This window comes from Sphingobacterium siyangense (genome assembly GCF_023277505.1).
GTDB lineage: Bacteria > Bacteroidota > Bacteroidia > Sphingobacteriales > Sphingobacteriaceae > Sphingobacterium > Sphingobacterium siyangense.
On the sequence record NZ_CP080574.1, the window covers coordinates 844347 to 869979 of the forward strand.

Sequence of the window (25633 nt, forward strand, 5' to 3'; positions counted from 1 at the left end):
ACATTGTATCCTCAAACAAAGGAGATAGACTAATGAAGTATACCATTGATAAGCACGATCGCTATATTGTCATAGAACCTCATGTCGATGTGATTGACGCGGATAACGCCGCTAAACTCAAAGGGGAGTTTTTGTTGCGGAATACGATTGGACAACGGAATATTGTTTTGGATATGATCCACGTTAAGCAAACGGACGAGGTAGGTATTCGTTTAGGCGTGCTTGCCCATCGTTTATGTCAGTCTGTTGGTGGCATATTTATTTTGGTTAATCTTTGTCCAACGTTAATGGATATGGTTCGTGTATCGCATTTGGATAAATCGCTGAAAATAGCACCATCATTAAAGGTTGCGGAGGATTTAATCTTTGCGCACGAATTGGAATCTGAGTATCGGGGGACTATTGAGGATTAATATGAAGTTTGAAGTTCTGATATTGGGAAATAGCTCGGCAACGCCGATGTTTGATCGTCATCCGACTAGCCAAGTGCTGAACTTTAATGAGCAATTGTTTTTGATCGACTGTGGAGAAGGCACACAAATGCAACTCAGCCGATACGGCATCAAAAGCAATCGCATAGGACATATATTTATTAGCCATTTGCATGGGGATCATTATTTGGGCTTGGTGGGGCTGCTTTCATCGATGCACCTTGTCGGCCGAAAAAGTGATCTCCATTTGTATGGCCCGCCTGCGTTAAAGGAAATTTTAGACGTGCAGTTTTTGCATTCCGAGACTATCTTACGCTATAATCTTATTTTTCATCCGATTTCACCAGAACAGCCTGGCGTTATTTTTGAAAACAGAACATTAAAAGTAAGTGCTTTTCCATTAAAGCATCGTATTGCCTGTACCGGCTTTCGTTTTGATGAGGGACCCCGCGCGCGAACATTGTTGGGCGATGTCGTGCAGGAATTAAATATACCTACCGCCTATTTTCCGATGATCAAAAAAGGATTTGATTACGTCGATGAAACCGGTACAGTATATCGTGCAGACGACCTGAGCCTTCCTGCTCCCTTATCGCGCAGTTATGTGTATTGTTCGGATACCGTACGGACGCCAGACTATCTGCCTTATGTGCAAAAGGCTAATCTGATGTATCATGAGTCTACATTCTTACACGATATGGTTGATCGCGCAAAAGAGACGTTTCACACAACAGCGCTGGAAGCTGGAGAAATCGCCCAGGAAACGCATGCAAAGAAGTTGCTATTAGGTCATTATTCAGCTCGGTACAGAGATTTAAATCCCCTATTGGAAGAAGCGAGAACTGTATTCCCAAATACGGAACTCTCTGTGGAAGGTAGATGGTTTTCCGTCTAGTTTTTTTTAAATTTTCTTTTATATCCCAAGGAGGAATGGGTTTAGATCAATGAAATCGATTAAATGGGAGTAATCAGTGGGGTAAAACGAATTGATACAAGCAAACTACCAGGTAGAACAAGCTGATCAAAGCAACTGAACATCCAATAGTCGCCTATGAATAATTGCTTATTATATTGCATATGATGAACAATTTATCTAAGTTTACGGCTCTAATTTTTTTATAATGGATAATCCATTCAACTTAAACAACCTACTACGGGAAAATATTAAGAAGCTCGTACCTTATTCATCCGCAAGAGATGAATTTAAAGGGGAGGCATCCATATTGATTGATGCCAATGAAAATCCTTTTGGATCCCCCTTAAACCATGATTACAACCGATATCCAGACCCTCTCCAACATCAAGTTAAAGCAAAACTTTCTAAAATAAAAGGTGTACCATCAGAGCATATCTTTTTGGGAAATGGAAGTGATGAAGCTATTGATATTTTATACCGTGCATTTTGTACCCCTGGTGTTGACAATGTCATATTAGTTCCGCCAACTTACGGGATGTATGAAGTTTCTGCGAACATCAATGATGTTGCTTTCAAAAAGGTAAACCTTACTGCTGATTACCAGCTGGATTTGGATGGTATTGCCAATGCAATAGACGCACATACTAAACTGATTTTTATCTGTTCACCAAATAATCCGACGGGAAATTCTATCCGTCGTCAGGATATTGAAACGATCTTGAATAATTTTCAGGGGCTTGTTGTTGTGGATGAGGCTTATATTAATTTTTCTGCTGTCAAGTCATTTACGCAAGAACTGGCTGAATACCCTAATCTAGTGGTATTGCAGACTTTGTCTAAAGCTTGGGGGCTTGCGGCGCTACGCCTGGGCATGGCTTTTGCCAGTAAAGAGATTATAGCTGTTTACAATAAAATAAAACCACCATACAACATTAACCAGGCTACACAAGATATTGTATTGGAAGCCTTAGATCAGGTTGATCAAGTCAATGGCTGGATCAAGGAGACGGTGGCGGAGCGCGAGAAACTCGTGCGTGAATTGCTTGAACTGGACTATGTGCAGCATATTACACCTTCTGATGCCAACTTTATTTTGGTCAAGATGGAGCAGCCACGTGAAGTTTACGATTATCTAGTTCAATATGGAATTATCGTTAGAGATAGATCCAAAGTCGAATTATGTGAAGGCTGCCTACGGATCACTGTTGGAACGCCTGCAGAAAATCAAATATTGTTAGAAAAACTTAATCAAATCAATAAATAATACTATGCCTGATAACTTAAAACGTGTACTGTTTATAGACCGCGATGGAACATTAATTTTGGAACCTGAAGACGAACAAATCGATTCTTTTGCCAAATTAAAATTCTATCCTGGTGCTTTGCAGTATCTTCCACGTATCGCAAAGGAGCTGGATTTCGAATTGATCTTGGTTTCCAACCAAGATGGTTTAGGAACGTCTTCCCATCCGGAGGAGAATTTCTGGCCAGTCCATCATTTTGTGATTGATACGTTTGCAGGAGAAGGAGTAGTGTTTGCCGAGGAACATATTGATAAAACTTTTCCACACGAGAATGCGGAAACCCGAAAACCGGGAGTTGGTATGCTTGGAGCTTATTTTGATACGTCGAAATACGATTTGAGCCAATCGTTCGTCATCGGCGATCGTGTGAATGATGTTAAATTAGCACAAAACCTCGGCGCAAAGGCAATTTGGCTGCGTGCTAACGATCAATTAGGTGCTTTGGAAAACCTTGCGATAGATTCAACTGTTATAGCTTTAGAGACAACAGATTGGAAGACGGTGTATGAATTCCTTAAATTGGGTACGCGCACTGCCGAACATCATCGTAAAACCAATGAAACGGATATTTTTATTCAGTTGAATTTGGATGGTTCGGGTAAGTCTGATATCGAAACGGGATTGCCGTTTTTCGACCATATGTTGGATCAATTGGCTAGACATGGAGCACTTGATTTGACCATTAAGGCGAAAGGTGATCTTCATATCGACGAACATCATACCATCGAAGATACGGGTATCGCACTTGGTGAGGTCTTTTTGAAGGCTTTAGGGGACAAACGTGGAATTGAGCGCTATTCCTATACTTTGCCAATGGATGATTGTTTGGCTCAGGTTGCATTGGATTTTGGTGGTCGCAACTGGATTGTGTGGGATGCGGAATTTAAACGGGAGAAGATCGGCGATATGCCTACGGAAATGTTTTTCCACTTCTTTAAGTCGTTTTCAGATGCTTCACGATCGAATTTAAACATTAAAGCTGAAGGTGACAATGAGCACCATAAGATCGAAGCGATCTTCAAAGCTTTTGCTAAATCTATCAAGAAGGCGGTAAGACGCGATGCCGACCATATGCAATTGCCAAGTACAAAAGGAGTATTGTAAGATGATAGGAATTATTAATTACGGTGCGGGGAATATTTTCTCTTTGACAGCGGCACTGGATCGTGTTGGGCTTACCTATGGTATGGTCAATACCGCAGATGAGATCGATCAATACGATCGTATCATCATTCCTGGAGTGGGGCATGCTGGCGCAGCAATGGACAAACTACAGGAATCAGGATTGGTGCCTTATATCAAAAAGCTAAAAAAGCCTGTATTGGGGATTTGTGTTGGTATGCAATTACTGACGGCTTTTTCAGAAGAAGGAAATGCCGAAATGTTAAAGCTTTTTCCTTTGAAGACGTTGCATTTTGATGCCGAAAAGTCGGGTAAAGTACCACATATGGGCTGGAATAGTGTTTCCGTGCCAGCAAATAGTCCTTTATTTGCACATATTGAAGATCAAACTTATTTTTATTTTGTCCACTCGTACTTTATCGAATTCGATGCGACATATACCGCGGCAAAATGTGTCTATGGACAGCCTTTTTCGGCTGCAATTTCTAAAGACAACTTCTTTGGCGTACAATTCCATCCAGAGAAATCTGGAAAAGCAGGAGAGCAGCTGTTGCTCAATTTTTCAACTATTCAAATTGATTAAAAATATTCGACTATGTATATCATTCCAGCAATAGACGTCTTGGACAAAAAAGTTGTCCGTTTGAGAGAGGGTAACTACAATGACGTTACAACGTATGCGATTAGTTTAGAAGAGCAAATCGAAACCTACCGCGCAAATGGTACGGAACTCGTCCATATCATTGATTTAAATGGTGCAAAAGGAGACTTCAGCAATCAGGCCTATTTATTTGATATCATTCAGAAGACGGATATGAAGATTCAATATGGCGGTGGTGTTAGAAGCATAGAGAAGGTTAAAGAATTGGTAGATGCGGGTGTTTATCGCGTTATTGTCGGAACACAGGCAATTACAAATCCTTCATTTTTGGAGGAACTGGCGACATTGAATGAAGGTAAAGTAAAATATGCAGACCACATTGTCATAGCGATAGACGTATTGGATGAAGTCATCAAATACTCCGGGTGGCTGGAAAGCTCTCCAATCAAATTGATCGAATATATTGATAAATGCTTGGTTTTAGGATTCTTTAGGTTCTTATGTACCGATATTAGTAAAGATGGTAAATTGGGCGGTGCAGGTGTTGAATTGTACCAAAAGTTGTTGAACCATTCTCCAATTATCAAGTTAATTGCTTCTGGCGGGATCAGTTCAATGGACGATATTCAGAAACTTCAGGAGCTGGGCAGTGTAGAATCTGTTGTCGTTGGTAAAGCAATCTATGAAAATAGAATCTCGATCGATGAAATCAAAGATTGGAATTTAAAATCGTTAATCAGATTTTAAAATGCTGGCAAAACGTATAATTCCCTGTTTGGATGTCAAAGATGGGCGGACTGTAAAAGGAGTCAATTTTGTGGATCTGCGCGATGCGGGTGATCCCGTTGAATTGGCCTATGAGTATTCTCAACAAGGGGCGGATGAACTCGTTTTCCTGGATATTACAGCGACACATGAGGAGCGTAAAACGACAATTGATTTAGTCAAAGCGGTCGCACGTCAGGTGAATATTCCTTTTACAATTGGCGGTGGTATCAATGAAATCAAAGATGCTGACATTCTGTTGAATGCAGGTGCAGATAAAATTTCCATCAATTCCGCGGCGGTACGTAACCCCGATCTTATCAATCAGATGGCGGCAGCTTTTGGTGCACAATTTGTTGTGGTTGCTGTCGATACCCGGTCCATCGACGGACAGCATTTTGTCCATCTGAGTGGTGGACGCATTAGGACGGAATTGAACACAGCGGATTGGATACTTGAAGCGCAGGAACGTGGAGCGGGAGAGATCCTGCTGACGTCAATGGATCATGACGGAACAAAAAATGGCTTTGACAATGGTTTTTTAAAAACAATAAACGACCAGATTCATATTCCACTGATTGCTTCTGGCGGAGCTGGTAATCAACAGCATTTTGTGGATGTTTTTCAGCAAGCTAACGTAGATGCTGCCCTGGCGGCATCGGTCTTCCATTATGGTGAAATATTGATTCCCGATCTTAAAGCTACTTTGCGTCAAAATGGAATTGTCGTAAGATAGGAAACAAGATCGATCAAGGAGAAGTAAGCCATAAACTTGCTGAATGCAATCCTGAGAAGTTAAAAGAGAGCTCATGGCTCTTCGAAAATAATTAAAAATTGAAATACTAAAATCATGTTAGATTTTGCAAAAAGTGACGGCCTCGTTCCAGTGATTGTGCAGGACTTCCAAACGTTGGAAGTGTTGATGTTAGGCTATATGAACGAGAAAGCTTGGGAGAAAACACAAGCAGAGAAACGTGTTACGTTTTTCTCCCGAAGCAAAAATCGCCTTTGGACAAAAGGAGAGGAGAGTGGAAACTTTTTGAATGTAAAAAGCATCCATGTTGATTGTGATAAGGATACTGTTTTGATCAAAGCAGAACCAATGGGGCCGACCTGTCATACAGGAAGCAGAAGCTGTTTCAGTACAGACTTCAACCAAAATTTTCTGTTGGAGCTAGAACGTATTGTCAACCATCGCTATGAACATCCTTCTGACGAATCTTATGTCAATCGTCTGCGTTCTCGCGGTATCAATAAGATTGCGCAAAAAGTTGGCGAGGAAGCCGTAGAAACAGTAATTGCAGCATTGACAGAAACAGATACTGATTTTATCAATGAAACTTCAGACTTACTGTTTCATTTGATCGTATTGTTGCGTGAGAAAGGATTTTCATTGGAAACAATTGCGAAAAACCTCGAGAGCAGACATCAATAGGTAGTTGAAGGGACATCTTACTTCATGCTCCTAGCTCACTTAAAATCGGAAGATGGCAACACCGTTGAACAAAATCCGAAACGGGGAGAAGGCTTTAAGCTAAGATGACAAAATAGTCTAAGAAGTGCAGTATATTTGTGGATATACTGCACTTCTTGTTTCTACCGGCTAACAATACGTATTGCTGTATTGATTTTTACTGGACTCACAGTTCGATCAGTGGAGAATTTAGTCCTACAGCATAAAAACTGGGCGTAAAATATGCGATCCGGCTGGAGAAGGAGTTTAAGCGAAATTACTATGAATATTACATTAAAATCGACATTACCAGGACATCAAAACCCTATTTTTTGTGTAGAGAAGGGTTATTATACGCACACATTTTTTACAGCTGGTAACGATAAGGGCGTTGTCGAATGGGATATTGAGCAGAATGCATTTAAGCGTATTCTCTGCGCAGTAAGTTCATCGGTATACGCTTTACGGTTGATAACGGGTACGCCGATTCTGGCCATAGCCTTGCGCGAGGGCAAGCTACTTTTTGTACATGTAGAAGAGCAGAAGCTTTTAGCAAGCATACAACTGAGCACCCAAGCTATTTTTGCATTGGCTTATATGTCCTGGAAAAATGAGCTTTTGGCGGTAGGTGAAGAGGGGACATTGTATGTCATTGATTTGGCAACTTATAAAAATATTTACGAAAAGCGTATATCCCCAACAACAATTCGAACAATTGCAATTGATGAAGGACTTGGACGAATAGCATTGGGCGATAAAGATGGACAGGTTTATATGTTGGATAGTGCTGACTTTCATATTATTACTGAATCAAAATTGCATAGTATGCCCGCAACGTCGCTGGCATTTATCCATAATAAATTGCTAAGTGGTGGAAGGGATGCGCAATTGGTGATTTCAGATCCAAATCAATTGACAATTCATTTTTCCTTTGTACCTCATCTTTTTACCGTATACGGAATATATCCCCATCCTGAAGCGCCAATTTTTGCAACTGTCAGTCGCGATAAATCGTTGAAATTTTGGTCCACAGCCGATTTTGCACTATTGAAAAATATGAGCCGCGAGAAGATGCAAGATGGTCATCATTTATCTGTAAATGCAGGAGCATGGTCCGAAAATGGACAATATTTCTTTAGTGTCGGCGATGACAAATTAGTGAAGGTCTGGGAATTTGAAAATAAATAAATGATCAAAAAATAGCGTAGCTTATCTATTCGCTGTCTAAAAGCTGTAATACCTGCGTAAGGTATTTCTCATCGACTTCATCAAAACTATTTAATTCACTGCTGTCAACGTCCAGCACACCGATAATCTGTCCCTGTTTTAAAACGGGTAGCACTATTTCGGACCGCGAGAGCGAACTACAGGCAATGTGTCCCGGAAATTGCTCCACATCAGGAACAATCAATGTTTTTTCCTGTGCCCAAGCCCCCCCACATACGCCACGGCCTTTCTTGATACGCGTGCATGCAACGGGCCCCTGAAAAGGGCCTAATACGAGCTCGTCTCCATCAACAAGATAGAAACCAACCCAGAAAAAATTGAATTGTTCTTTCAGTGCAGCAGCGATGTTAGCCAAATTGGCAATTTGATTAGGCTCGCCTTGTAAAAGTCCTCCAATCTGAGGAAGTAAATTTTGATATTGTTCTTCTTTGCTACCTTTAGCTATTTGTAAATCCTCTGCCATAAAAATCTATGTAAAAAAAATAATCATGCATTTGCTATCAGGATTACAATTGCCAAGCATGTTTTGCCTGTCCGGAAAGCTTCACGGCATATTGAGTCCCAACCTGCATGAAATGAAAAAGCGCTAATACGCTGTTCAAAGTTAACAGAATATTAGCGCTTTCTTATCAGGCAAATGTTATTATTTCTTGGTGTTGATAATATTCACCCGAATGTAGTTGCTTCTTTTGCCGGAAGGCGTTACAACAACGGCTTTGAAAACACGTTCCTTACTATTTGGAACTGTAATTTTTACTGGACCTGTATATTCTAAATCCAATTCTGAAGGATCGTAGTTGTCCAATGTGTAATAAATTTTGGCCCCTTCAACAGATGGTTTCAAGCCTCTGATCGTATATTCCGAAGCATATACGGTGGTATCTGTTATACCATATACTTCCGGTACACGATAGAATGTATTGGTTTGGTCAAGTTTAGCCAGCTGATTTGCTGCACGCTGTTCTGCGAAATTTTTCCAGTTCTTTTTCTCTGGCTGAGTCCAGGCAATTTCAGAAAGCGCTAAAACGCGCGGTAACACTGTAAATTCGACTTTATTGGACGATCCAATGTACTCTGTCCAAATATTTGCCTGTACACCTAAAACGTGTTTCTTGTTGTTCTCAGCAATTTTGCTAGGCATTGGGTCTGACGAATATACTTTGCTCAATGTGGAAAGTCCGCCGATACTTAAAGGTTCTCTGTTTTGATCAGGACCTTGTTTGTGATCAAAATATAGACCATAGCTGTTTGCCGTAATGATCACATCGTGACCTTGATTGGCTGCATCAATTGCGCCTTGATCGCCTCTCCAGCTCATGACAGTCGCATTAGGCGCTAAACCGCCCTCTAAGATCTCATCCCATCCAATGATACGTTTACCTTTACTATTGATGTATTTTTCCATACGTTGGATAAAATAGCTCTGTAACTCATGTTCATCTTTGAGGTTGTTGTCCTTGATTCTTTTTTGACAAAATGGACATGTTTTCCATTTTGTTTTTGGACACTCATCACCACCGATGTGGATATATTCGCTGGGGAATAGGGGAATGACTTCATCAATTACATCTTCCAATAATTTGAATGTCTCTTCTTTTCCGGCACAGAAAACATCGTCAAACACTCCCCAAGTCTGAGCAGCTGTGTAAGGTCCTGGCTTATCACCACAGCCCAATTCTGGGTAAGCCGAAAGTGCTGCTAATGCATGTCCTGGCATCTCGATTTCGGGTATAACCGTTACATATTTAGCTTTTGCATAGGCAACCACTTCTTTGATTTGGTCCTGGGTATAGAAACCACCATAAGGTGTATTGTCATAATCGCCATCTGTCTTGTAGTTACCCAGCAGTGTTTGCTTGCGGTAACCGCCAACTTGAGTCAATTTTGGATGTGATTTGATTTCTATACGCCAGCCTTGGTCGTCTGTCAAATGCCAATGAAACGTATTCAATTTGTAAGATGCCAGAATATCAATGTATTTTTTTACAAATTCTACAGGAAAGAAGTGACGGCCAACATCGAGATGTAATCCACGATAGGCAAAACGAGGTTCATCCTGGATTGAAGCTTGTTGAATTTCTATGCTGGCATTTTTATCTACAGGTAGCAGTTGGATCAACGATTGCATACCATAAAATAGACCGGCACCTTTTCCGCTAATAGTTGCGCGGTCCGAACTTATGTTAAGTTCATACGCTTCAGCATTAGTGGATTTTGCGTTTTTGGAGGAGAAATAGATCGTATTGCTGCTCGCTGATTTCACTACTGATAAATTGAGATTGTAGTTGCTTTTTAGGAAATCCTGAAACAGCGTAGCGACTTTTTTGTCCTCTTCGCTATCAAAGGCGATTTTGGTGTTAGCGTTGATTTTAAACGTACCATTTTTAATTTGAACCTGTTGTGGTAATGGCACAATGTTCAAGGTAGCATCTTTCTTTTCTTGCGCAAATACTGCTGCTCCTACACTTAGAGCCAGCGCAAGTGAAAATAGTTTCTTCATGCGTGAGATTATAACTGAAATAAGAAGTCCTAAAAATAGCTGAATAAATACGTTTTAGCAAAGAGGAAATGTAACAAATAGGGTATGAAAACACTGTTGAAAGGGTTTTTGGGCACTTAGAAGTAGTTTGGATAATAGCGTGTTTGGGGTAGGTCAATCGTTTGTTTAGTCTGTTAAAGGGGATATTTTACTTCGGGGAATAGTATCCAAATTTAGGTGAAAAAATTTATGCCTTTTAACTGTATCTATCCGTGTTCTACTGAGCAGCTGTTCAGTGACGGGCACAACGGAATCTGCTTTTTTGGTAACAGCCCCTCAAACGCCATTTTGAAGATGGCTATAATTGGTTGATTTCAAGTTCAAAATAAACATAATATTTAATCAATTTTTAGACAGTGCTTACTCAGTGCTTATTCAGTCTTCACTGACTGATCACTGAGCAAGCACTGAACAATCACTGAACAAGCACTGAATAAATAGTGTCAAAAGACCAAATTTGATCCCTATTTGATGTCCGTTTGCTGTATCTAAAAACCAAAGCGAAAAGAAGGAAAGGGCCCGCCTTTTTAAAGAATAAATCGCTGTTGTGATGCTTCCTAATTTGTCCTCGATTTATTGCAAAACTGAGGTTCGGGAAATGACAAAGGAACCCGAAGGTTCCTTTATATCTTTTACGATACAGCATTAGCAGTACGTATCCGTTATCTAATGATTAATATCGGATACGTACTGCTCATGTTTATGCATTAAAGTCGTTTCAATGCTAATTTGATCATATCCTCTACGGAAAGATTGCTTTCGGTCTTTAAAATGGTATTTAAGACCTTCTCTGCCGCGGCTTTGTTGAATCCGAGCATGACCAGCGCTGATAAAGCTTCTTCTGGCACAGATTGGGATTGGATAGGTGATGCCAAGGCTTCGAAACCCTGTTTTTTTAATTTATCCTGAAGTTCCAGTATAAGACGTTGTGCTGTTTTAGGGCCGATTCCTTTAATCTTTTGAATTAGGGCAACCTGGCCATTGACGATGGCAGACTGGATCTCATCGGGTGTGTTTGACGATAGGATCATGCGGCCTGTATTGGGGCCAATACCAGAAACAGAGATCAAATTTTCGAATAATTTTTTCTCGCCTTCTGTCGCAAAGCCATAAAGCGTGTGTGAGTCTTCCCGAACTTGAAGTGATATAAATAGTTTGCAATTTTCCTGATCCTTGATTTGGGAGAAGGTATAGAGAGAGATGTGGACATAATAACCAATCCCACTCACATCGATAACAACATGAGTGGGGGCTTTATATGCTAATTTTCCATTGAAATATTCGTACATAGTATACGAATATAGGAAGATTTTAAGCTTTTCTATAAATTTTTAAGATGTGCTTGTACATCTACTACGGCAATGGTAACCATATTGACGATTTCGCGCACAGAGCTGTCCAATTGCAATACGTGAATTGGTTTGTTCATACCCAAAAGGATTGGACCTACAGCCTCAGCTTCACCAACTTCTTGCAATAATTTATAAGCGATATTTCCGGACTCCAAATTGGGAAATACGAGTGTATTCGCAGATTTTCCATTTAAGCAGCTGAAAGGGAAGTTTGCTGTCAACATTTCGCTGTTTAAGGCGAAGTTTGCTTGTAAATCACCATCAGCAATAATCTCTGGATGTTGATCGTGTAGGATCTGCGCTGCCGCTCTTACTTTTGTTGGCGTTTTTCCTTCACTTGAACCAAAATTAGAGTAAGATAGTAACGCAATACGTGGCTGAATGTTCATGCGTTTCACAGCTTTATCCAATAACAGGGTAATGTCTGCTAGTTCTTGTGCTGTAGGGTCTTCATTTACGGTTGTATCACCCATGAAGATTGGTCCTTTTTTTGTTAACATCATATACATACCTGCGACACGGCTGCCTGGTTTAGCACCGATTACATGTAATGCCGGACGGATTGTATTTGCATAATTTTTGGTCATACCGGAAATTAGGGTATCAGCTTCGCCAAATTCCACTAAAGAGGCGCCAAAATAGTTGCGGTCGTACATCAACTTACGGGCATCGTATTTCGATATACCACGGCGTTGTCTTTTGATGTAAAGATGCTCAATAAATTTCTTCGAACGCTCCGTTTCGTTGTCAACTTCAGCAACTGGGTCGATAATTTCAAGACCATCCAATTCAAAAGCATATTCTTTGATTAAACGTTCGATTTTATCTCTTCTACCTAAAAGAATTGGAATCGCAATGCCCTCTTCTTTAACAATCTGTGCCGCACGCAACGTTTTGTAATTGTCTGCTTCTGCAAAAACAACACGTTTAGGATCTCTTTTTGCAGCCATAGTCAAATTGCGCATAATCGCATCATCTTTACCAAGACGTTTACGTAGGGCATCGCTGTATTGATCCCAATCTTCGATTACGGTCTTTGCTACACCTGATGCGATGGCAGCTTTTGCAACAGCCATGGAAACTTCAGTGATCAAACGCGGATCGGTAGGTTTTGGAATGATATATTCTTCCGAGAATTTTAAATTGCTCGTGTTATAGGCTTGATTTACTTCTTCTGGAACAGGTTGTTTCGCCAAATCTGCAATTGCACGCACTGCGGCAATTTTCATTTCCTCGTTAATTGCTGTTGCACGTACATCCAAAGCACCACGGAAGATATATGGGAAACCCAATACATTGTTTACTTGGTTGGGATAATCTGAACGACCCGTACCCATGATAATATCGTTACGTGTTGCCATTGCCAAATCGTAAGCAATCTCAGGATTTGGATTTGCCATCGCCAATACAATTGGGTTTGGAGCCATCGATAACAACATCTCTGCCGACATGACGTCTGCTGCCGATAGACCGATAAATACATCCGAATCTTTTACAGCATCTGCCAGGGTGTGAATATCGCGATCTGTTGCATATTGTGCTTTCATACTGTCTAGATTTTCTCTATCAGTACGGATTACACCTTTGCTATCCAGCATCACAATATTTTCTTTGCTAGCACCTACTGAAATATACATTGCAGTACACGACATTGCAGCCGCTCCAGCACCATTGACGACGATTTTTACTTTTGAAATATCTTTACCGATAATTTCACAGGCGTTGATCAATGCTGCACCTGAGATGATTGCTGTACCATGTTGGTCATCGTGCATCACCGGGATGTTCATTTCTTCTTTTAGACGGCGTTCGATTTCAAAACATTCCGGTGCTTTGATATCTTCCAGGTTGATCCCTCCAAAAGTAGGCTCCAATGCTTTGACAATGTTGACAAACTCATCAACATTTTTGGTGTCCACTTCGATGTCAAATACATCAATGTCGGCAAAAATTTTGAATAATAAACCCTTACCTTCCATGACTGGTTTACCAGCTTGGGCGCCGATATCGCCTAAGCCCAATACTGCTGTACCATTACTGATAACAGCAACAAGGTTTCCTTTTGCGGTATATTTATAAGCATCTTCTTTGTTCTCAGCAATAGCCAAACATGGCTCCGCTACACCTGGAGAATATGCTAATGATAAGTCTCTTTGCGAATTTGTTGGTTTGGTCGGAACAACAGCTATTTTACCAGGTCTACCCATTGCGTGGTAGTTTAACGCTGCCTGTTTACGATTAGTGTTACTCATTACGATTTTATTAATTTAAGGCTACAAATCTATCATTCTTTTTGATAATTGGAAATATTTGCCAATATCTTATTATAATTAGACAATAATATGTTACTTCAGGACATCCAACAGTTTAAACATTTGCTGACGCATGCTGGAGGCCGACCCAGCATAGTTGTTAACCAGTAACGTGTAGGTAAATGACTGTCCTGTTTTATTGGTATGTACACCTGTATAACCAAGTACGCCGCCGATTGTTCCACTTTTCATCTTCATATTGTTATAGGTGGGAAGACTTTCATAGAAAGCAGGGTACCAACTTTGTTTTTGTGCATACTGCATAATCTTATTCATCGCGGCTGTGGTCACTCGATTTTGAGGTGATAGTCCCGAACCATCCATACTATTGAGTTCACTGGATTTTATGCCTAATTTGGCGTTCCAATATTTTTGGATATAATAGGCGCCATCGTCGGTACCTGTTTTACCCGCTGTCGTATAAGCGATCGCTTTCAATAGGGCTTCTCCATAGAGATTGATGCTCTTTTGGTTAAACCAGTAGACAATTTTATCTAAGGTTGGGGATAGGTGGATATCCAGGGTTTGTTTTTTTGAAACATCAACTGAATCCATCTTTGTTCCAGTAGCAGGCCGTTCGCTGGCAACAATACCGTTGTTGTTTAGGACTTCGTTTAATTGATAAGCGAGATCATAAGCTGGATCGGGAGAGGAGAGCTCAATTGTTTTCTTGAGATCCTGCCCATACGAACCACGCACAAATATCTTGGTTGAATAGGGGGCAGCATAGGCGTATACGTTGTCGCCGCTTCCCGATTTACCAGTGGTTGTTTCATTGATAATTTCCAGGTAGGGAACTTGGGCTGTATAACTAAGGATCTCCGCTTTGGCGCCAATTTTATTACTTGGGGTAAAATTTATGCCAAAAGCGTTCTCACACCAATTGAGCGAAGAAATCCCCGCGCCGTAGTAGTTACCCATGTCAGTCCAGATCCAGCCACCCGGAAGCTGGTTCCCATTATAAAGCCGATCATCGGCGATAATAGCGCCATTAATACTTTTGATACCGGCATTTTGGATCGCTGTAAGCCACTTGTTCAGTATCGTTGTTGCCTGAGTCTCCGGATAGCGAGCGCTGCCAAGGGTAGGGTCTCCCGTACCTGTCACAATAATACTTCCGTTTAACACACCGTTCTCGTCGATTTCACCTGTATAATACAGGGTTGTTTTGAACTGAAAATTCTTACCCAGGAAGTCCAATGCCGTGGCCGAAGTGATTACCTTCATGGTGGACGCGGTTGCTAGTCCGATATTTTCATTTGCTGCGAATACAGTCTGACCTGTTTTTCCATCGAAAACTATCAGTGAGCTCAAACCATTCCTGAGGCTTTCCTGATTTTGAAACTGCGTAAAAGCATCCTGAATTTTACTGCGAAGATCCTGCGCAAATAATGGAGTGGTAACGGTCGTTAACGCGTAAGTAGAAAAAGCAATGGTACTTAGCAGAAATTGGTTCATATATACTATTTTTTTTATCGTCCTAGGGTATATCCCAGTTTATCTTCAATGAGTTTGCAAACACGGTTATCTATATTCGTGCAGGCAATCATGGATATTCCATTGGATTTATCATGATGACTTGAACGCAGCCTATTTTAAGGGAAAAGCGTTCGCTGTACTTCGTTTGTTTTATTTGGCTTAAAGTTAGGCATTCGACCCTAAAAAATCCTAACTTGCATAAAATTGTATAGACGACATGAAGCATATCGAAAAATTAGCTGCCATTCGTGAGGCGATGAAGGTTCAGGGAATCGATGGATATATCATTCCATCTTCAGATCCTCATATTAGTGAATATCTACCGGAACGTTATAAATGCATTGCCTGGGCCTCGGGTTTTACCGGGTCGGCAGGTACGTTGGCAATCACACAAGATTTTGCCGGCCTTTGGACCGATTCTCGCTATTTTGTCCAAGCAGCGGAGCAATTGGCAGGAACAGGTTTTGAATTAGTGAAATTGAAAGTGCAGGGCGCAGCGGAGTATGCAGATTGGTTGGGCGAGCAGTTGGGTGCTGGTGCTAAGGTTGCTTTTGATGGCAATCTCGCTTCTTTATTGGTGGCTCAATCTGTTCAGCATACTTTGGAGCCTTTGGAGATTAAAGTAGATGGTCATGTTGACCTGTTGTCATCATTATGGGAAGGACGACCAGAGCTTCCTAAGGCACAGGCCTACCTGCTGGACGAAAATATTACGGGACAGTCAACGGTTTCTAAAATTGAAGCTGTCCGCGCGGAGATGAAAAAGAATAGAACGGAGGCTCATCTGATCTCATCTTTGGATGACCTGGCCTGGTTATTAAACATCCGTGGTCAAGATGTACCTTGTAACCCTGTTGTTTTGGGATTTGTATTGATTACAGCAGAAAATGCAACGCTTTATATTGAACCTTCGAAGCTGACAGCTCAGGCAACGGAAGAACTTAAAGGCTACGGAGTGGATATTGCAGCTTATGAGGATCTCTTTGAGACAGTTCCGACATTGGAGGTTGCATCTATTCTTATCGATCCAAAACGTACCTGTTTTGCTGTTTTCGACAGCGTACCTAAAGAGGTTAAAATTGTTGAGAAAATAAACCCTTCGACGAGTTTAAAAGCAATTAAGAATAAGGTTGAAGTTGAAAATAACCGCCATACGTTTGTAAAAGACGGTATAGCGTTGACTCGTTTCTTCAAATGGTTGGAAGAGAATGTCTCCTCTGGTGAGCTTTCTGAATTATCTATTGCTGACAAATTACGTGGATTTCGTGAAAGTCAAGATGGCTTTGTTGATGTCTCTTTCACGACAATTGCGGGATATTTGGATCACGGTGCCCTGCCGCATTATTCGGCTAATGAAAAATCGAATTATACACTAGAGCCTAAAGGTTTACTATTGGTCGATTCTGGGGGGCAATATACTACAGGGACAACGGATATTACCAGAGTGGTAACGCTTGGAGGTCTTACGCAGGAGGAAAAAGAGGATTATACCCTTGTGCTCAAGGGAACAATAGAAGGCTCTCAGGCTATCTTCCCTACTGGAACGCGCGGCTATCAGATCGATGCAATTACGCGTCGTCCATTGTGGGAAACATTACGCAATTATGGGCATGGTACGGGACATGGTGTCGGTTTCTTCTTGAATGTACACGAAGGTCCACAAGTGTTCAATGCAGCAGCAATAGATGTTGCTGTTGAACCAGGTATGATCACTTCAATAGAGCCTGGATTGTATCGCGTCGGCAAACATGGTATTCGCATTGAGAACCTTGTGTTGACCCGTAGAGCAGGATCTTCCGAATTTGGAGACTTCTTGGACTTTGAGACACTAACAATATGTTATATCGCAACCGATTTAATCGAAAAATCCTTATTGGATAAGAAACATATTTCCTGGCTAAATAACTATAATCAGTGGGTATTTGATCAATTATCGACTCATCTTACGGTTGAGGAAAAGAATTGGTTGGCAGACAAGTGTCAGGCGATTTAATCGCTCAAAAAGAATAACGACAGTGGCTGTCCGCTGTCCACAACAATAAGTTGTCAAAATAAAAGGCCCCTCCAATAATTAAGTAATAAAGTTTGGGGGGCTTTTTTTTAATCGATTTTTTTCAAAATCTCATAAATAGATTCTTTTCCAAAAGGTTTCAGAATGAAACCGCTTATAAAAGGGTAATTTGCCAGTTGCTCCTGATCGTTTTTGCTCGTAGAGGAGCTGACAATAAAAATCTTGGTTCGTTTGATGAAGTCTGTCCTATTTTCAAGTACATCCATTAACTCCCAACCAGTCATAAATGGCATATTGATATCCACAAAGAGTATGGGTGGCATCAACGACTGGCAGATGTCATTGTTATCCAAAAAATCCAATGCATCCAGTGCATTTTTGAAGGAATGAAAGTCAATCTCATAGTCGGTAAATCCCTGTAGCATATGGCCGAAAATAGTGCGTAAAATGGCATTATCATCAATGAGAATGATCGTTCTTTTAGTTTCAGGATTCATGGTCTTTTTGATTAATAATTGTTTTCATCGTGTCAATAAACCTCATCTTTGTCGTTGATTGACATCGCAGTTTTTCTTTTACTCTTTTACTTGTGAGATCACGCTGTCCAGGATCTTAGCAGTTATTTTCTACGAACAGGATTGAACGCTATTTTTTATAGTTGTATCAGCGGATCTTTATATGCTTTTTCTAAAAATTTGACATAAAAGGTGCTACCCGAATCGATTTTACTTTGTACATCGATCTTTCCGCCCAATGATTCGATCTGGTATCTAATGAGAAATAATCCGACACCTTTAGTCTCAAATCCACGGTGAAAAACCTTTTTGAACATAAATAGCTCAGATTTGTATTTTGGTATGTTAATACCCAGCCCGTTGTCTTTAACCGTTAATAACGTTCCTTCTTGTTCCAGATGCGTATGTATTTCGATCCTAGGGGCTCTATCTTTTGCCGTAAATCGGAGTGCATTACTCAGGAGATTGCTTAAGATACTTTCCAGGTAAATCTTTGGATAATAAATATCTTTTACATTGAATTCGATGGAAATAGTCGCATTTTTTTGCTGTATTTCTTCCATAAATTGCTGTTGCACTTTTTTGAATACGTCTAGAAAACTACATTGCTCGTAAATCAGTGAATTGTTTGATTTGATATCAAGTATTCCCCCCAAATCATGTAATGTTTCGTTCAGGTTGTCACTGCTAATATGCAGAAGGTTCATAAAATCAGCCTTTATTTTTTCATCATCCGTTACCTTGATTTCGTCAATAAGCATCTGTATATTGCTGAGCGGGCCCTTTAGATCATGAGCGAGGATGTTAGCAAATTCTTCCAGTTGTCGTATTTTGGTTTCAAGATCTATTTTGACTAGATCCGATTCAATCTTTTGCCTTTTTAGGATTTCGATATTCTTTTTTGATTCTGAAATATCCTGCACCTGGACGATCAGAAATTGTGCGGTATTGGCATTATCAAAAACTGCCGCAACCGTTACAGAACACCAAACAAAATGCCCTAATTTATGTAAATAGCGTTTTTGAAGCGTAAATGCTTCAATTTCGCCCCTGACAAGTTTTTCTCTAAGTTCAACATCTTTATCTATATCGTCTGGGTGTGTTCGATCAGTAAACTTGGTTGTCGACATTTCTTCATGAGAATAACCAAGAATTTTGGTTAACATGTTATTGGATTCTATGCAGTAACCTTCGAGACTTGTTAACGAGATTCCCAGACCAGATAAATAAAATGCTTGATTAAACTTGTGTTCATTGAATTTACTCTTTTCATTGGACTCGACTTGTTTTGTAATGTCGGAAATAACCAGGGCTACCCGGTTCAGCGCCCTATGTATAGGTTTAATCTGTAAACGGTACCATTTGTCTTTGTGCTCTTTTAAATTGGATTGAAAATCCATCTTAAGTTCGCGGTCCAATTTTAATGAACTTTGTATTAATTGAAGAGCGGGCACTGCAAGATCAGGTGGGAAAAGTTCCGTGAGACTCTTATTTAGAAATTCTTCTGGCGTATAGAACAATAGATCCGGATTGTTGGTCCAGTAGTTTTTAAAAACCCCAGTATCGGTTACTTCGAATACAAGATCATTCAATGAGGCAACAAGCAATTGAAGTTGGTGTTGCTTATCTTCTAGGACACGATTTTTATTGACCAATTTTGTTACATCAATAAATGAGATTAAAAGACCTTTTTTATTGTCTTCTATAATAAGATTAACATTGAATTGATACCATCTAAACTCTTGATCCTTTTTTCGTCCTAGGATAATTTCATTTTGGTTTTGGTTTTTGGAAAGAGCACTAAAAAATGGCGTTTCTGTAGGCGATAGTTCCGAAAGATCATCTGCTGAGTAAAATGTAATTAAATCATGTAGTTTGTTGGTGGTTGCCGTACTTTCGAGGTCTAAAAGCTCTTGTGCGCGTTTGTTAAACAGTAGAATGGTGCCATCATCGGTGGTCGTGATTAATCCCTCCAACCTTGTATTTACAGTTTGGTCAGAAAGCACAGATAAAGAGTACCGTTGCAGATGCATTATCTAACAATGTTTAGGGTTAATTTTCTCATTTATAAGCATAAGTGGCCTATCAGCCCCTATTTGCAAAATTGGTAACTTTTACCCCAAAATAATAAATAAATATTAAAATATGTAACTTTTTGTATAAATTGCTAGCAAGCAGATTGTTATGTAGGCATAGTAATCTGCCTGCTGGTGTTTTACATGTTCTGTACCGAGGAACTTATGTTTAATTCTTCATTTTTTCGAGCCAAATCCAGTTAAACCAAAGTGGCTGTAGTTCTTTACTTTTAAAGGTTACGATATATTTTCCGGGCTTATCGAATTTAAATTTGCCGATGCGGTTTTCGACAAATTCTGCTGTGTAGTTGTTTTCATTGGGCTCGACCACCATTTTGTTTGTAGGAGCAAAACTTCCTTGCAACCGCTGATTGGCAGTACTGACTTCAAAAACACTGTTTTGTTTATTGGGATTATGTGCTGAAAAATCGAGTGAGTAGACGCCTGCTTCAGGGATGGTTACCTCCCAATCGATCTTCGTATCACCCGTCAGGATCGCATGCGTTGGATTTTTGCCGTTATAGCGTACAATTTTGAGTCCTTGGTTGAGGCTATTGGTTGATTTCAACGAAAAGCCACCAAAGGTTGATTCCGGGATTGTATTTTTGTCCAATTCTAGCGGGCTGTTAAAAGTCAATTTAACTTCTGAAACATAATGATCAGGTTGCGCGTCAGGTAATTGGATATGGATTAGACTGAGACTTTGATCAAATTTTAGCGCCGTAGATACACTTCCGTTCATCAGTGAAACCTGTTCTGGGGTCGATTTGATTCCTGTAATCCGAAGTGTATGATCTAAGGGCCAATTAAAGACGTGCGCATATACGACTGTTTTTTGCCCTTCTTTTTTGGTCGTGAGGTAACCCCAATCGAAATGGTTGTTTTTTAGATCAAGGCCGGTGCTGCCATAGATGCCCTCTCCATAACTGTTTAGCCAATCTCCGACTTCGTGCAGACGACTGACACTTTCGTAGGGAACTGTTCCATTGGCACGTGGCCCGATATTTAAGGTGAAGCCCCCGTTGAGACTTACATTGGAGATCAACGATTGGAAAATTTGACTGGTTGATTTCCATTCATTCTCCTGACCGTTGTAACCCCATGAATGGGCAATCGTCCCAGGGGTTTCCCATGGATGGTTAATGTAATTGCTGCCAAATTGGTTATCTCCTAATGTCTCAAAATCCACGTTCTCCGCATCCGTAGGAAGACCTAGACGTGAATTAATCAAGCAATTAGGCTGTAGTTCACGGATCAGTTTGACAACTTGCAGTAATTGTTCTTTTTTTATGATCGACTTTTGATAAGGGATCCACATGTCGAACCATATCAATGCAATGTCGCCATAGTTGGTCATCAGTTCGCGAAGTTGAGGGATAACTTTCTCCTGCCAATATTGATTGTATTGGGCATCGGTAACATGTCCCGACAGCTCCTGTTGATGATTCCAGCCGTATGGATGTTCCCAGTCAATCCAATGGGAATAGTAAAAACCTAATTTCATACCGTGCTTTCTACAGGCCTCTGCGATATCTTTGATGACATCCCGATTGGAACCACTCAATTTTGGGAGGCTATAATCACCAACTTTTGTGTCCCAAAGGGCAACACCATCATGATGTTTGGCGGTGATGATGATATATTTCATCCCAGCCTCTTTTGCTAGAAGAACCCATTGCTCAGGATCTATTTTACTCCAGTCGAAACGTTTTGCCAAAGTACCGTACTCTTCTTTGGAAACGCGGTTGCGATATCTTAACCACTCGGCATAGTTATTCATATAACGTAAAGGTTCACCCTTCCACATGCCTTCAGCCGCACTGTATAGTCCCCAATGAATGAACATGCCAAAGCGGGCATCTTTAAACCAAGAGGCTTTTTCAGAAGTTTGTGCAAATAGTTGGGCCGAAATACTGAATAGCAATAATGACAAAATCAGTAGTCGCTTGATTGATGGTATCATAAAGGTTGTTCTGTTTTTTTGACTTACAAGATAGGCAAAAAATCGAACATCAATCCTGAAATTGGATTTTGGAGTGGTTGTAAACTATGGAATGTAGTCGGTGAAAAAGTGAAAACCCCTCGTATTTAAACTAAGGGGTTTCATGTTGTATGAAAACTTTAAAGCGATTATTTCAAGTTATAGGCTTGGATAATCTTTTTAAAAACGGCTGTATTGTTGTAAATGCCAATAAAATTTTGCGCACCTGGTCCGTAAGCAAAGACAGGTACCATAATATTGGTATGGTCATCGCTACTGAAATTGCCTCTAACAGTTCCCTTTTTATAATTGGCATCCAATAGGGAAAGTCCACCAGTTTCGTGATCTGCAGTGACAATGACTAGTGTTTCACCATCTTGGTCCGCAAATTTTAGGGCTTCCCCGACAAGCTGATCAAAGTCATGTTGCTCGGTAACAACATAGGGAAGATCGTTGGCATGGGCTCCATAGTCGATTTGTGCACCCTCGGCCATGATAAAGAAGCCATTTTTATTTTTAGACAAAAGCTGAATCGTTTTTGAGAGGGAATTTTTTAACATTTCTCCTCGTCCATCGAGGATTCTTCTTGTCGCAGAATCAGCTAGGAGCACCAACTGTTTGCCCGATGTCGCTTTTTCAAAGTCGTCTAAATTTTGCTGAAGCTGATATCCTTTTTCGGTCAGTTGCTTCATCAGCGTGTTATCCTTGTTGTTGAGGAAGCTTTCGCGACGGGATCCAACTAAGATATCCACATGGCTATTTTTGAAATCTGCCGCAATTTCCTGTGACATTGTTCGATCGATCTGATGTGCGTAAAATGCAGCTGGAGTGGCATCTGTAATATCTCCCGCACTGATGATACCACTTTTGATCCCGTGTTGAGCAAGTGTGTCGGGAATAGCGCTCAACAATTTACCGTCAGCATCCATGCCAATGTAACGGTTATTGGTTTTATGTCCAGTAGCCAAAGCTGTCCCGCCCGCAGCGGAGTCGGTAAAATCCGAATTGGATGCCTCGGTGCGTGAAAGACCAATATGTTTCATATTGATGATATTGGACTGACCAAAATTGGCACTTAAACCCGCTTGTATTTGAGCCAAGCCCATTCCATCACCAATAAGTAAAATAACGTTCTTAACCTTGCTCGTTGCACCATCATTTTTATAGGTTGGCTGATAGGGAACGTAGGCCTTTGGATTTGCGTATTCGACTTTAGCGTTGTTTAAATAGAAATTCTTAAGCGCAGTAGGATGGTCTGTATTGATCCAGTCTACCCCCATGTGACCAAGTTCTTTCCAACTATTGGGACTGTCTTTGGTTGCCCAGAAACGAAAAGGTTTACCCAATTTATGCGCTTTGTCTATCACAGATTTCATCTTTTCAAGGTCGGGTGGAGTAGGCGTCCCTTTGCCATTCCAGACAGAATACTGCTTAATATCCTGACTGATCATCCCAATATGTTTGAGCTGTGCCGGCGTATAATCTTTTTCCGGCCGGCCATCAAAATAAATCATCGATGGATAATTGTCGAACTTTTCCGGCGGCGGGATTTCACCGCTGACGACAATTTTAATGGCGGAAGGATTTTTCTGCTGGTCGAATATAGATTCGTTGCCCTTCAAATCGGCCAACAATTTAGACAATACCTGTTCGTAATTTTCTTTGATATCAATCACGAGCTGTAAGGTCTGCTCAGGTTTGGCATAAGGTTTATTGCCGTTCTCCTTAAAGAAAGCAATTAAAGGGTCGATGTAAAGTTTTTTTAACGTCTTCCCTGGTTTGATTTCGCTGCTTTCATGGGCGACGTAAAGCTCTCCATTGCGATAGAAGACGTCCGCTTCGATAGAGCCCATTCCAGCATAGTAAGCCTCCAACAGCGGGATTTGCTGTTTGTAATCATTGTGGCTGTGACCTGCATTGGCAGTCAGTTTCTGTTGTGCAGAAACTGACTGAATGCTTAGGCTGGCAAAGAGCAGCCACATTAATTTATTGTTTTTTACCATCCTGCATTCTGTTTAATGACGCCGGAACTGTTGTCGATCTCGCGTTGTGGAACTGCCCAAACATCATGTACTTGCGGATTGAAATTTCTAGCCGGCCAAATTACAGCACCATCGAAATCGTGTAAAGGTTTGGCATAGGTAGCTTGCGCATCGCCCCATCTGACCAAATCACGGTGACGGTCTGCCCATTCGCCAGCAAGCTCATTGCGGCGCTCGCGTTTTAGGTCTACAAGAGTCATTCCGCTTTTTGCTATTAAACCAGCTCTCTTCCTAATTTTATTTAATTCAGTATCACCGGCTCCAGCCCCATTTAAATTAATGGCGGCCTCAGCTTTAATCAATAATACTTCGGCATAACGCATCAATGGTACATTGAGGTCTGTTGTTCCGTTGTCGCCATTTGGATTAACGTGTGTTGGAATAGGGTTGGCGTATGAAAATGGTTCCATGTACTTTTTGAACTGGTAGTTCGAAGTCGCACCACCGTCTTTTGTAAATGTACGTTCTTCGCCAAAAAACTGGAACTTATCCCCTGGTTTCAAGATTGTTGCTTCACGACGCAAGTCACCTGTTTCAAAAGAATCGTAAAGTTCTTTTGTCGGTAGATAGTAGCCCCAGCCGTTGTAGATTCCCCAAGCTTTATTGGTCAGCATAACACCCGGAAGTTTGCTGCCCCAGCCAGTACCGCCACCATTTGGCGTACAGACCACCGACCAAATATATTCTTTGGACCAGTTGTTAGCCGCCTTAAACACATCCACAAAATTGGTCAATAAATCATGTTTGCCCGAACTGATCACCATATCCGCGTACTTCGCAGCATTGGTATAATCTTTTTTGTACAGATATACTTTTGATAAATAGGCCCACGCAGCTGTTTTGTGCGCTTTACCATAATCGGTATCCTTCATTTCAGAAAAATAAGGAAGGTTGTCGGCCGCTTTTAATAGTAGTGAAATGATGTAATCGTAGTTTTCGTTAACGTTGTTGGCTCTAGCTACAGGAACAGAAGCATCTGTTTCAGGCGTAACAATAGGCACACCCGCCTTGTCGTTACCATAGTTTGCCGCCAATTGAAAATAAACCAAACCTGCATTGAAATAGGCATCGCCAATGATCTGTTTTTTTCGCGCTTCATCCATGCTTATATTGGGAACATTGATAATAATATCGTTGGCCCTTTTTATAATCGCATAACGCATGCTCCATTGAGATTCGGTATAACCACCACCGATGTAATTGCGGTTGAAGTTTTTAATATTGTCGGCTTCGGGCTTGTTACGTCCTGTCACCATGTCGTCACTGGCATTAATAAACCAAAACATCCCACGACCGTAATAATCCTCTTCATTGTACTTTTCGTACATTCCGGCTTCTGCTTTGATCGCATCTTGTTCCGTTTTCCAGAAATTCTGTGCGGAGGGAGAACCCTCTGGTGTTATATCTAACTGTTTATTGCACGATGCAAAAAGTGCGACTGCTGCTATTGCAAGGTATTTTATATTCGTTTTCATCGTTTTATTTTTTTAATGGCTGATGAGTATAAA

Annotated in this window: 20 protein-coding genes; 10 read left to right on the forward strand and 10 right to left on the reverse strand. The window is 40.8% G+C overall.

Annotation, left to right across the window (positions count from 1 at the left end; genetic code table 11):
* The first annotated feature begins 32 nt into the window (after window positions 1–32).
* The 9 genes from K2F45_RS03515 (at window position 33) to K2F45_RS03555 (ending at window position 7780) form a co-directional block, all read left to right on the forward strand.
* A complete protein-coding gene (locus K2F45_RS03515) occupies window positions 33–413 on the forward strand; it encodes an STAS domain-containing protein (protein ID WP_075990983.1) in 381 nt (126 codons plus the stop codon).
* 1 nt (window position 414) lies between these two features.
* The gene (locus K2F45_RS03520) at window positions 415–1326 is read left to right on the forward strand and encodes a ribonuclease Z (protein ID WP_075990984.1); all 912 of its coding nucleotides are present in this window, start codon (window positions 415–417) and stop codon (window positions 1324–1326) included.
* A 226-nt stretch (window positions 1327–1552) separates the two neighbouring features.
* Window positions 1553–2611 (forward strand): histidinol-phosphate transaminase, encoded by a 1059-nt coding sequence (gene hisC / locus K2F45_RS03525; RefSeq protein ID WP_248933012.1) that lies wholly within the window; start codon window positions 1553–1555, stop codon window positions 2609–2611.
* 4 nt (window positions 2612–2615) lie between these two features.
* A complete protein-coding gene (hisB, locus tag K2F45_RS03530) occupies window positions 2616–3755 on the forward strand; it encodes a bifunctional histidinol-phosphatase/imidazoleglycerol-phosphate dehydratase HisB (protein WP_075990986.1) in 1140 nt (379 codons plus the stop codon).
* Between the two features lies 1 nt (window position 3756).
* Entirely contained in the window at window positions 3757–4356 is a 600-nt protein-coding gene (hisH, locus tag K2F45_RS03535; protein ID WP_046672343.1) for an imidazole glycerol phosphate synthase subunit HisH, read from the forward strand.
* 12 nt (window positions 4357–4368) lie between these two features.
* Window positions 4369–5121 (forward strand): 1-(5-phosphoribosyl)-5-[(5-phosphoribosylamino)methylideneamino]imidazole-4-carboxamide isomerase, encoded by a 753-nt coding sequence (locus tag K2F45_RS03540; RefSeq protein WP_075990987.1) that lies wholly within the window; start codon window positions 4369–4371, stop codon window positions 5119–5121.
* A gap of 1 nt (window position 5122) precedes the next feature.
* Window positions 5123–5875 (forward strand): imidazole glycerol phosphate synthase subunit HisF, encoded by a 753-nt coding sequence (gene hisF, locus K2F45_RS03545; protein ID WP_075990988.1) that lies wholly within the window; start codon window positions 5123–5125, stop codon window positions 5873–5875.
* Window positions 5876–5989: 114 nt separating this feature from the next.
* Window positions 5990–6574: a bifunctional phosphoribosyl-AMP cyclohydrolase/phosphoribosyl-ATP diphosphatase HisIE gene (gene hisIE, locus K2F45_RS03550; protein WP_075990989.1), complete on the forward strand. Its 585-nt coding sequence runs from the start codon at window positions 5990–5992 to the stop codon at window positions 6572–6574.
* Between the two features lie 300 nt (window positions 6575–6874).
* A complete protein-coding gene (locus K2F45_RS03555; RefSeq protein ID WP_248933013.1) occupies window positions 6875–7780 on the forward strand; it encodes a WD40 repeat domain-containing protein in 906 nt (301 codons plus the stop codon).
* 25 nt (window positions 7781–7805) lie between these two features.
* Here the strand turns inward: K2F45_RS03555 and K2F45_RS03560 are convergent, their stop codons facing one another.
* The 5 genes from K2F45_RS03560 to dacB all read right to left on the reverse strand — a co-directional run bounded on the left by K2F45_RS03560 (window position 7806) and on the right by dacB (window position 15480).
* Entirely contained in the window at window positions 7806–8282 is a 477-nt protein-coding gene (locus K2F45_RS03560) for a GAF domain-containing protein (RefSeq protein ID WP_248933015.1), read from the reverse strand.
* Window positions 8283–8462: 180 nt separating this feature from the next.
* Window positions 8463–10319 (reverse strand): beta-N-acetylhexosaminidase, encoded by a 1857-nt coding sequence (locus K2F45_RS03565; RefSeq protein WP_075990992.1) that lies wholly within the window; start codon window positions 10317–10319, stop codon window positions 8463–8465.
* A gap of 746 nt (window positions 10320–11065) precedes the next feature.
* The gene (ruvA, locus tag K2F45_RS03570; protein WP_075990993.1) at window positions 11066–11647 is read right to left on the reverse strand and encodes a Holliday junction branch migration protein RuvA; all 582 of its coding nucleotides are present in this window, start codon (window positions 11645–11647) and stop codon (window positions 11066–11068) included.
* A 32-nt stretch (window positions 11648–11679) separates the two neighbouring features.
* The gene (locus tag K2F45_RS03575) at window positions 11680–13962 is read right to left on the reverse strand and encodes an NADP-dependent malic enzyme (protein ID WP_075990994.1); all 2283 of its coding nucleotides are present in this window, start codon (window positions 13960–13962) and stop codon (window positions 11680–11682) included.
* Window positions 13963–14055: 93 nt separating this feature from the next.
* Window positions 14056–15480, reverse strand: a complete 1425-nt coding sequence (gene dacB / locus K2F45_RS03580) for a D-alanyl-D-alanine carboxypeptidase/D-alanyl-D-alanine endopeptidase (RefSeq protein WP_120333575.1) — start codon at window positions 15478–15480, stop codon at window positions 14056–14058.
* Window positions 15481–15718: 238 nt separating this feature from the next.
* On the opposite strand from dacB, the gene K2F45_RS03585 reads away from it, so the two are divergent.
* Window positions 15719–17494: an aminopeptidase P family protein gene (locus tag K2F45_RS03585; RefSeq protein ID WP_075990995.1), complete on the forward strand. Its 1776-nt coding sequence runs from the start codon at window positions 15719–15721 to the stop codon at window positions 17492–17494.
* A 107-nt stretch (window positions 17495–17601) separates the two neighbouring features.
* Here the strand turns inward: K2F45_RS03585 and K2F45_RS03590 are convergent, their stop codons facing one another.
* The 5 genes from K2F45_RS03590 to K2F45_RS03610 all read right to left on the reverse strand — a co-directional run bounded on the left by K2F45_RS03590 (window position 17602) and on the right by K2F45_RS03610 (window position 25600).
* On the reverse strand, window positions 17602–18009 hold the full coding sequence (locus tag K2F45_RS03590; RefSeq protein ID WP_075990996.1) for a response regulator: 408 nt from the start codon (window positions 18007–18009) through the stop codon (window positions 17602–17604).
* A 155-nt stretch (window positions 18010–18164) separates the two neighbouring features.
* The gene (locus tag K2F45_RS03595) at window positions 18165–20060 is read right to left on the reverse strand and encodes a PAS domain-containing sensor histidine kinase (protein ID WP_083663479.1); all 1896 of its coding nucleotides are present in this window, start codon (window positions 20058–20060) and stop codon (window positions 18165–18167) included.
* Window positions 20061–20271: 211 nt separating this feature from the next.
* The gene (locus tag K2F45_RS03600) at window positions 20272–22065 is read right to left on the reverse strand and encodes an alpha-L-fucosidase (RefSeq protein ID WP_237241958.1); all 1794 of its coding nucleotides are present in this window, start codon (window positions 22063–22065) and stop codon (window positions 20272–20274) included.
* A gap of 167 nt (window positions 22066–22232) precedes the next feature.
* Window positions 22233–24086, reverse strand: coding sequence for an alkaline phosphatase (locus K2F45_RS03605; protein ID WP_075990998.1), 1854 nt, complete (start codon window positions 24084–24086; stop codon window positions 22233–22235).
* Entirely contained in the window at window positions 24080–25600 is a 1521-nt protein-coding gene (locus tag K2F45_RS03610) for a RagB/SusD family nutrient uptake outer membrane protein (RefSeq protein ID WP_075994630.1), read from the reverse strand. Before K2F45_RS03610 ends, K2F45_RS03605 begins: the two co-directional genes overlap by 7 nt.
* Window positions 25601–25633 lie beyond the last annotated feature (33 nt).

Bases quoted from the DNA above. Each gene is read 5' to 3' on its own strand.
- hisH (WP_046672343.1), top strand. From the start codon at position 3,757: ATGATAGGAATTATTAATTACGGTGCGGGGAATATTTTCTCTTTGACA.
- K2F45_RS03515 (WP_075990983.1), top strand. From the start codon at position 33: ATGAAGTATACCATTGATAAGCACGATCGCTATATTGTCATAGAACCT.
- K2F45_RS03605 (WP_075990998.1), bottom strand. From the start codon at position 24,086: ATGGTAAAAAACAATAAATTAATGTGGCTGCTCTTTGCCAGCCTAAGC.
- K2F45_RS03560 (WP_248933015.1), bottom strand. From the start codon at position 8,282: ATGGCAGAGGATTTACAAATAGCTAAAGGTAGCAAAGAAGAACAATAT.
- K2F45_RS03555 (WP_248933013.1), top strand. From the start codon at position 6,875: ATGAATATTACATTAAAATCGACATTACCAGGACATCAAAACCCTATT.
- K2F45_RS03600 (WP_237241958.1), bottom strand. From the start codon at position 22,065: ATGATACCATCAATCAAGCGACTACTGATTTTGTCATTATTGCTATTC.
- K2F45_RS03565 (WP_075990992.1), bottom strand. From the start codon at position 10,319: ATGAAGAAACTATTTTCACTTGCGCTGGCTCTAAGTGTAGGAGCAGCA.
- K2F45_RS03590 (WP_075990996.1), bottom strand. From the start codon at position 18,009: ATGAATCCTGAAACTAAAAGAACGATCATTCTCATTGATGATAATGCC.
- K2F45_RS03575 (WP_075990994.1), bottom strand. From the start codon at position 13,962: ATGAGTAACACTAATCGTAAACAGGCAGCGTTAAACTACCACGCAATG.
- K2F45_RS03540 (WP_075990987.1), top strand. From the start codon at position 4,369: ATGTATATCATTCCAGCAATAGACGTCTTGGACAAAAAAGTTGTCCGT.
- K2F45_RS03520 (WP_075990984.1), top strand. From the start codon at position 415: ATGAAGTTTGAAGTTCTGATATTGGGAAATAGCTCGGCAACGCCGATG.
- hisC (WP_248933012.1), top strand. From the start codon at position 1,553: ATGGATAATCCATTCAACTTAAACAACCTACTACGGGAAAATATTAAG.
- hisIE (WP_075990989.1), top strand. From the start codon at position 5,990: ATGTTAGATTTTGCAAAAAGTGACGGCCTCGTTCCAGTGATTGTGCAG.
- hisF (WP_075990988.1), top strand. From the start codon at position 5,123: ATGCTGGCAAAACGTATAATTCCCTGTTTGGATGTCAAAGATGGGCGG.
- K2F45_RS03595 (WP_083663479.1), bottom strand. From the start codon at position 20,060: ATGCATCTGCAACGGTACTCTTTATCTGTGCTTTCTGACCAAACTGTA.
- dacB (WP_120333575.1), bottom strand. From the start codon at position 15,480: ATGAACCAATTTCTGCTAAGTACCATTGCTTTTTCTACTTACGCGTTA.
- hisB (WP_075990986.1), top strand. From the start codon at position 2,616: ATGCCTGATAACTTAAAACGTGTACTGTTTATAGACCGCGATGGAACA.
- K2F45_RS03610 (WP_075994630.1), bottom strand. From the start codon at position 25,600: ATGAAAACGAATATAAAATACCTTGCAATAGCAGCAGTCGCACTTTTT.
- K2F45_RS03585 (WP_075990995.1), top strand. From the start codon at position 15,719: ATGAAGCATATCGAAAAATTAGCTGCCATTCGTGAGGCGATGAAGGTT.
- ruvA (WP_075990993.1), bottom strand. From the start codon at position 11,647: ATGTACGAATATTTCAATGGAAAATTAGCATATAAAGCCCCCACTCAT.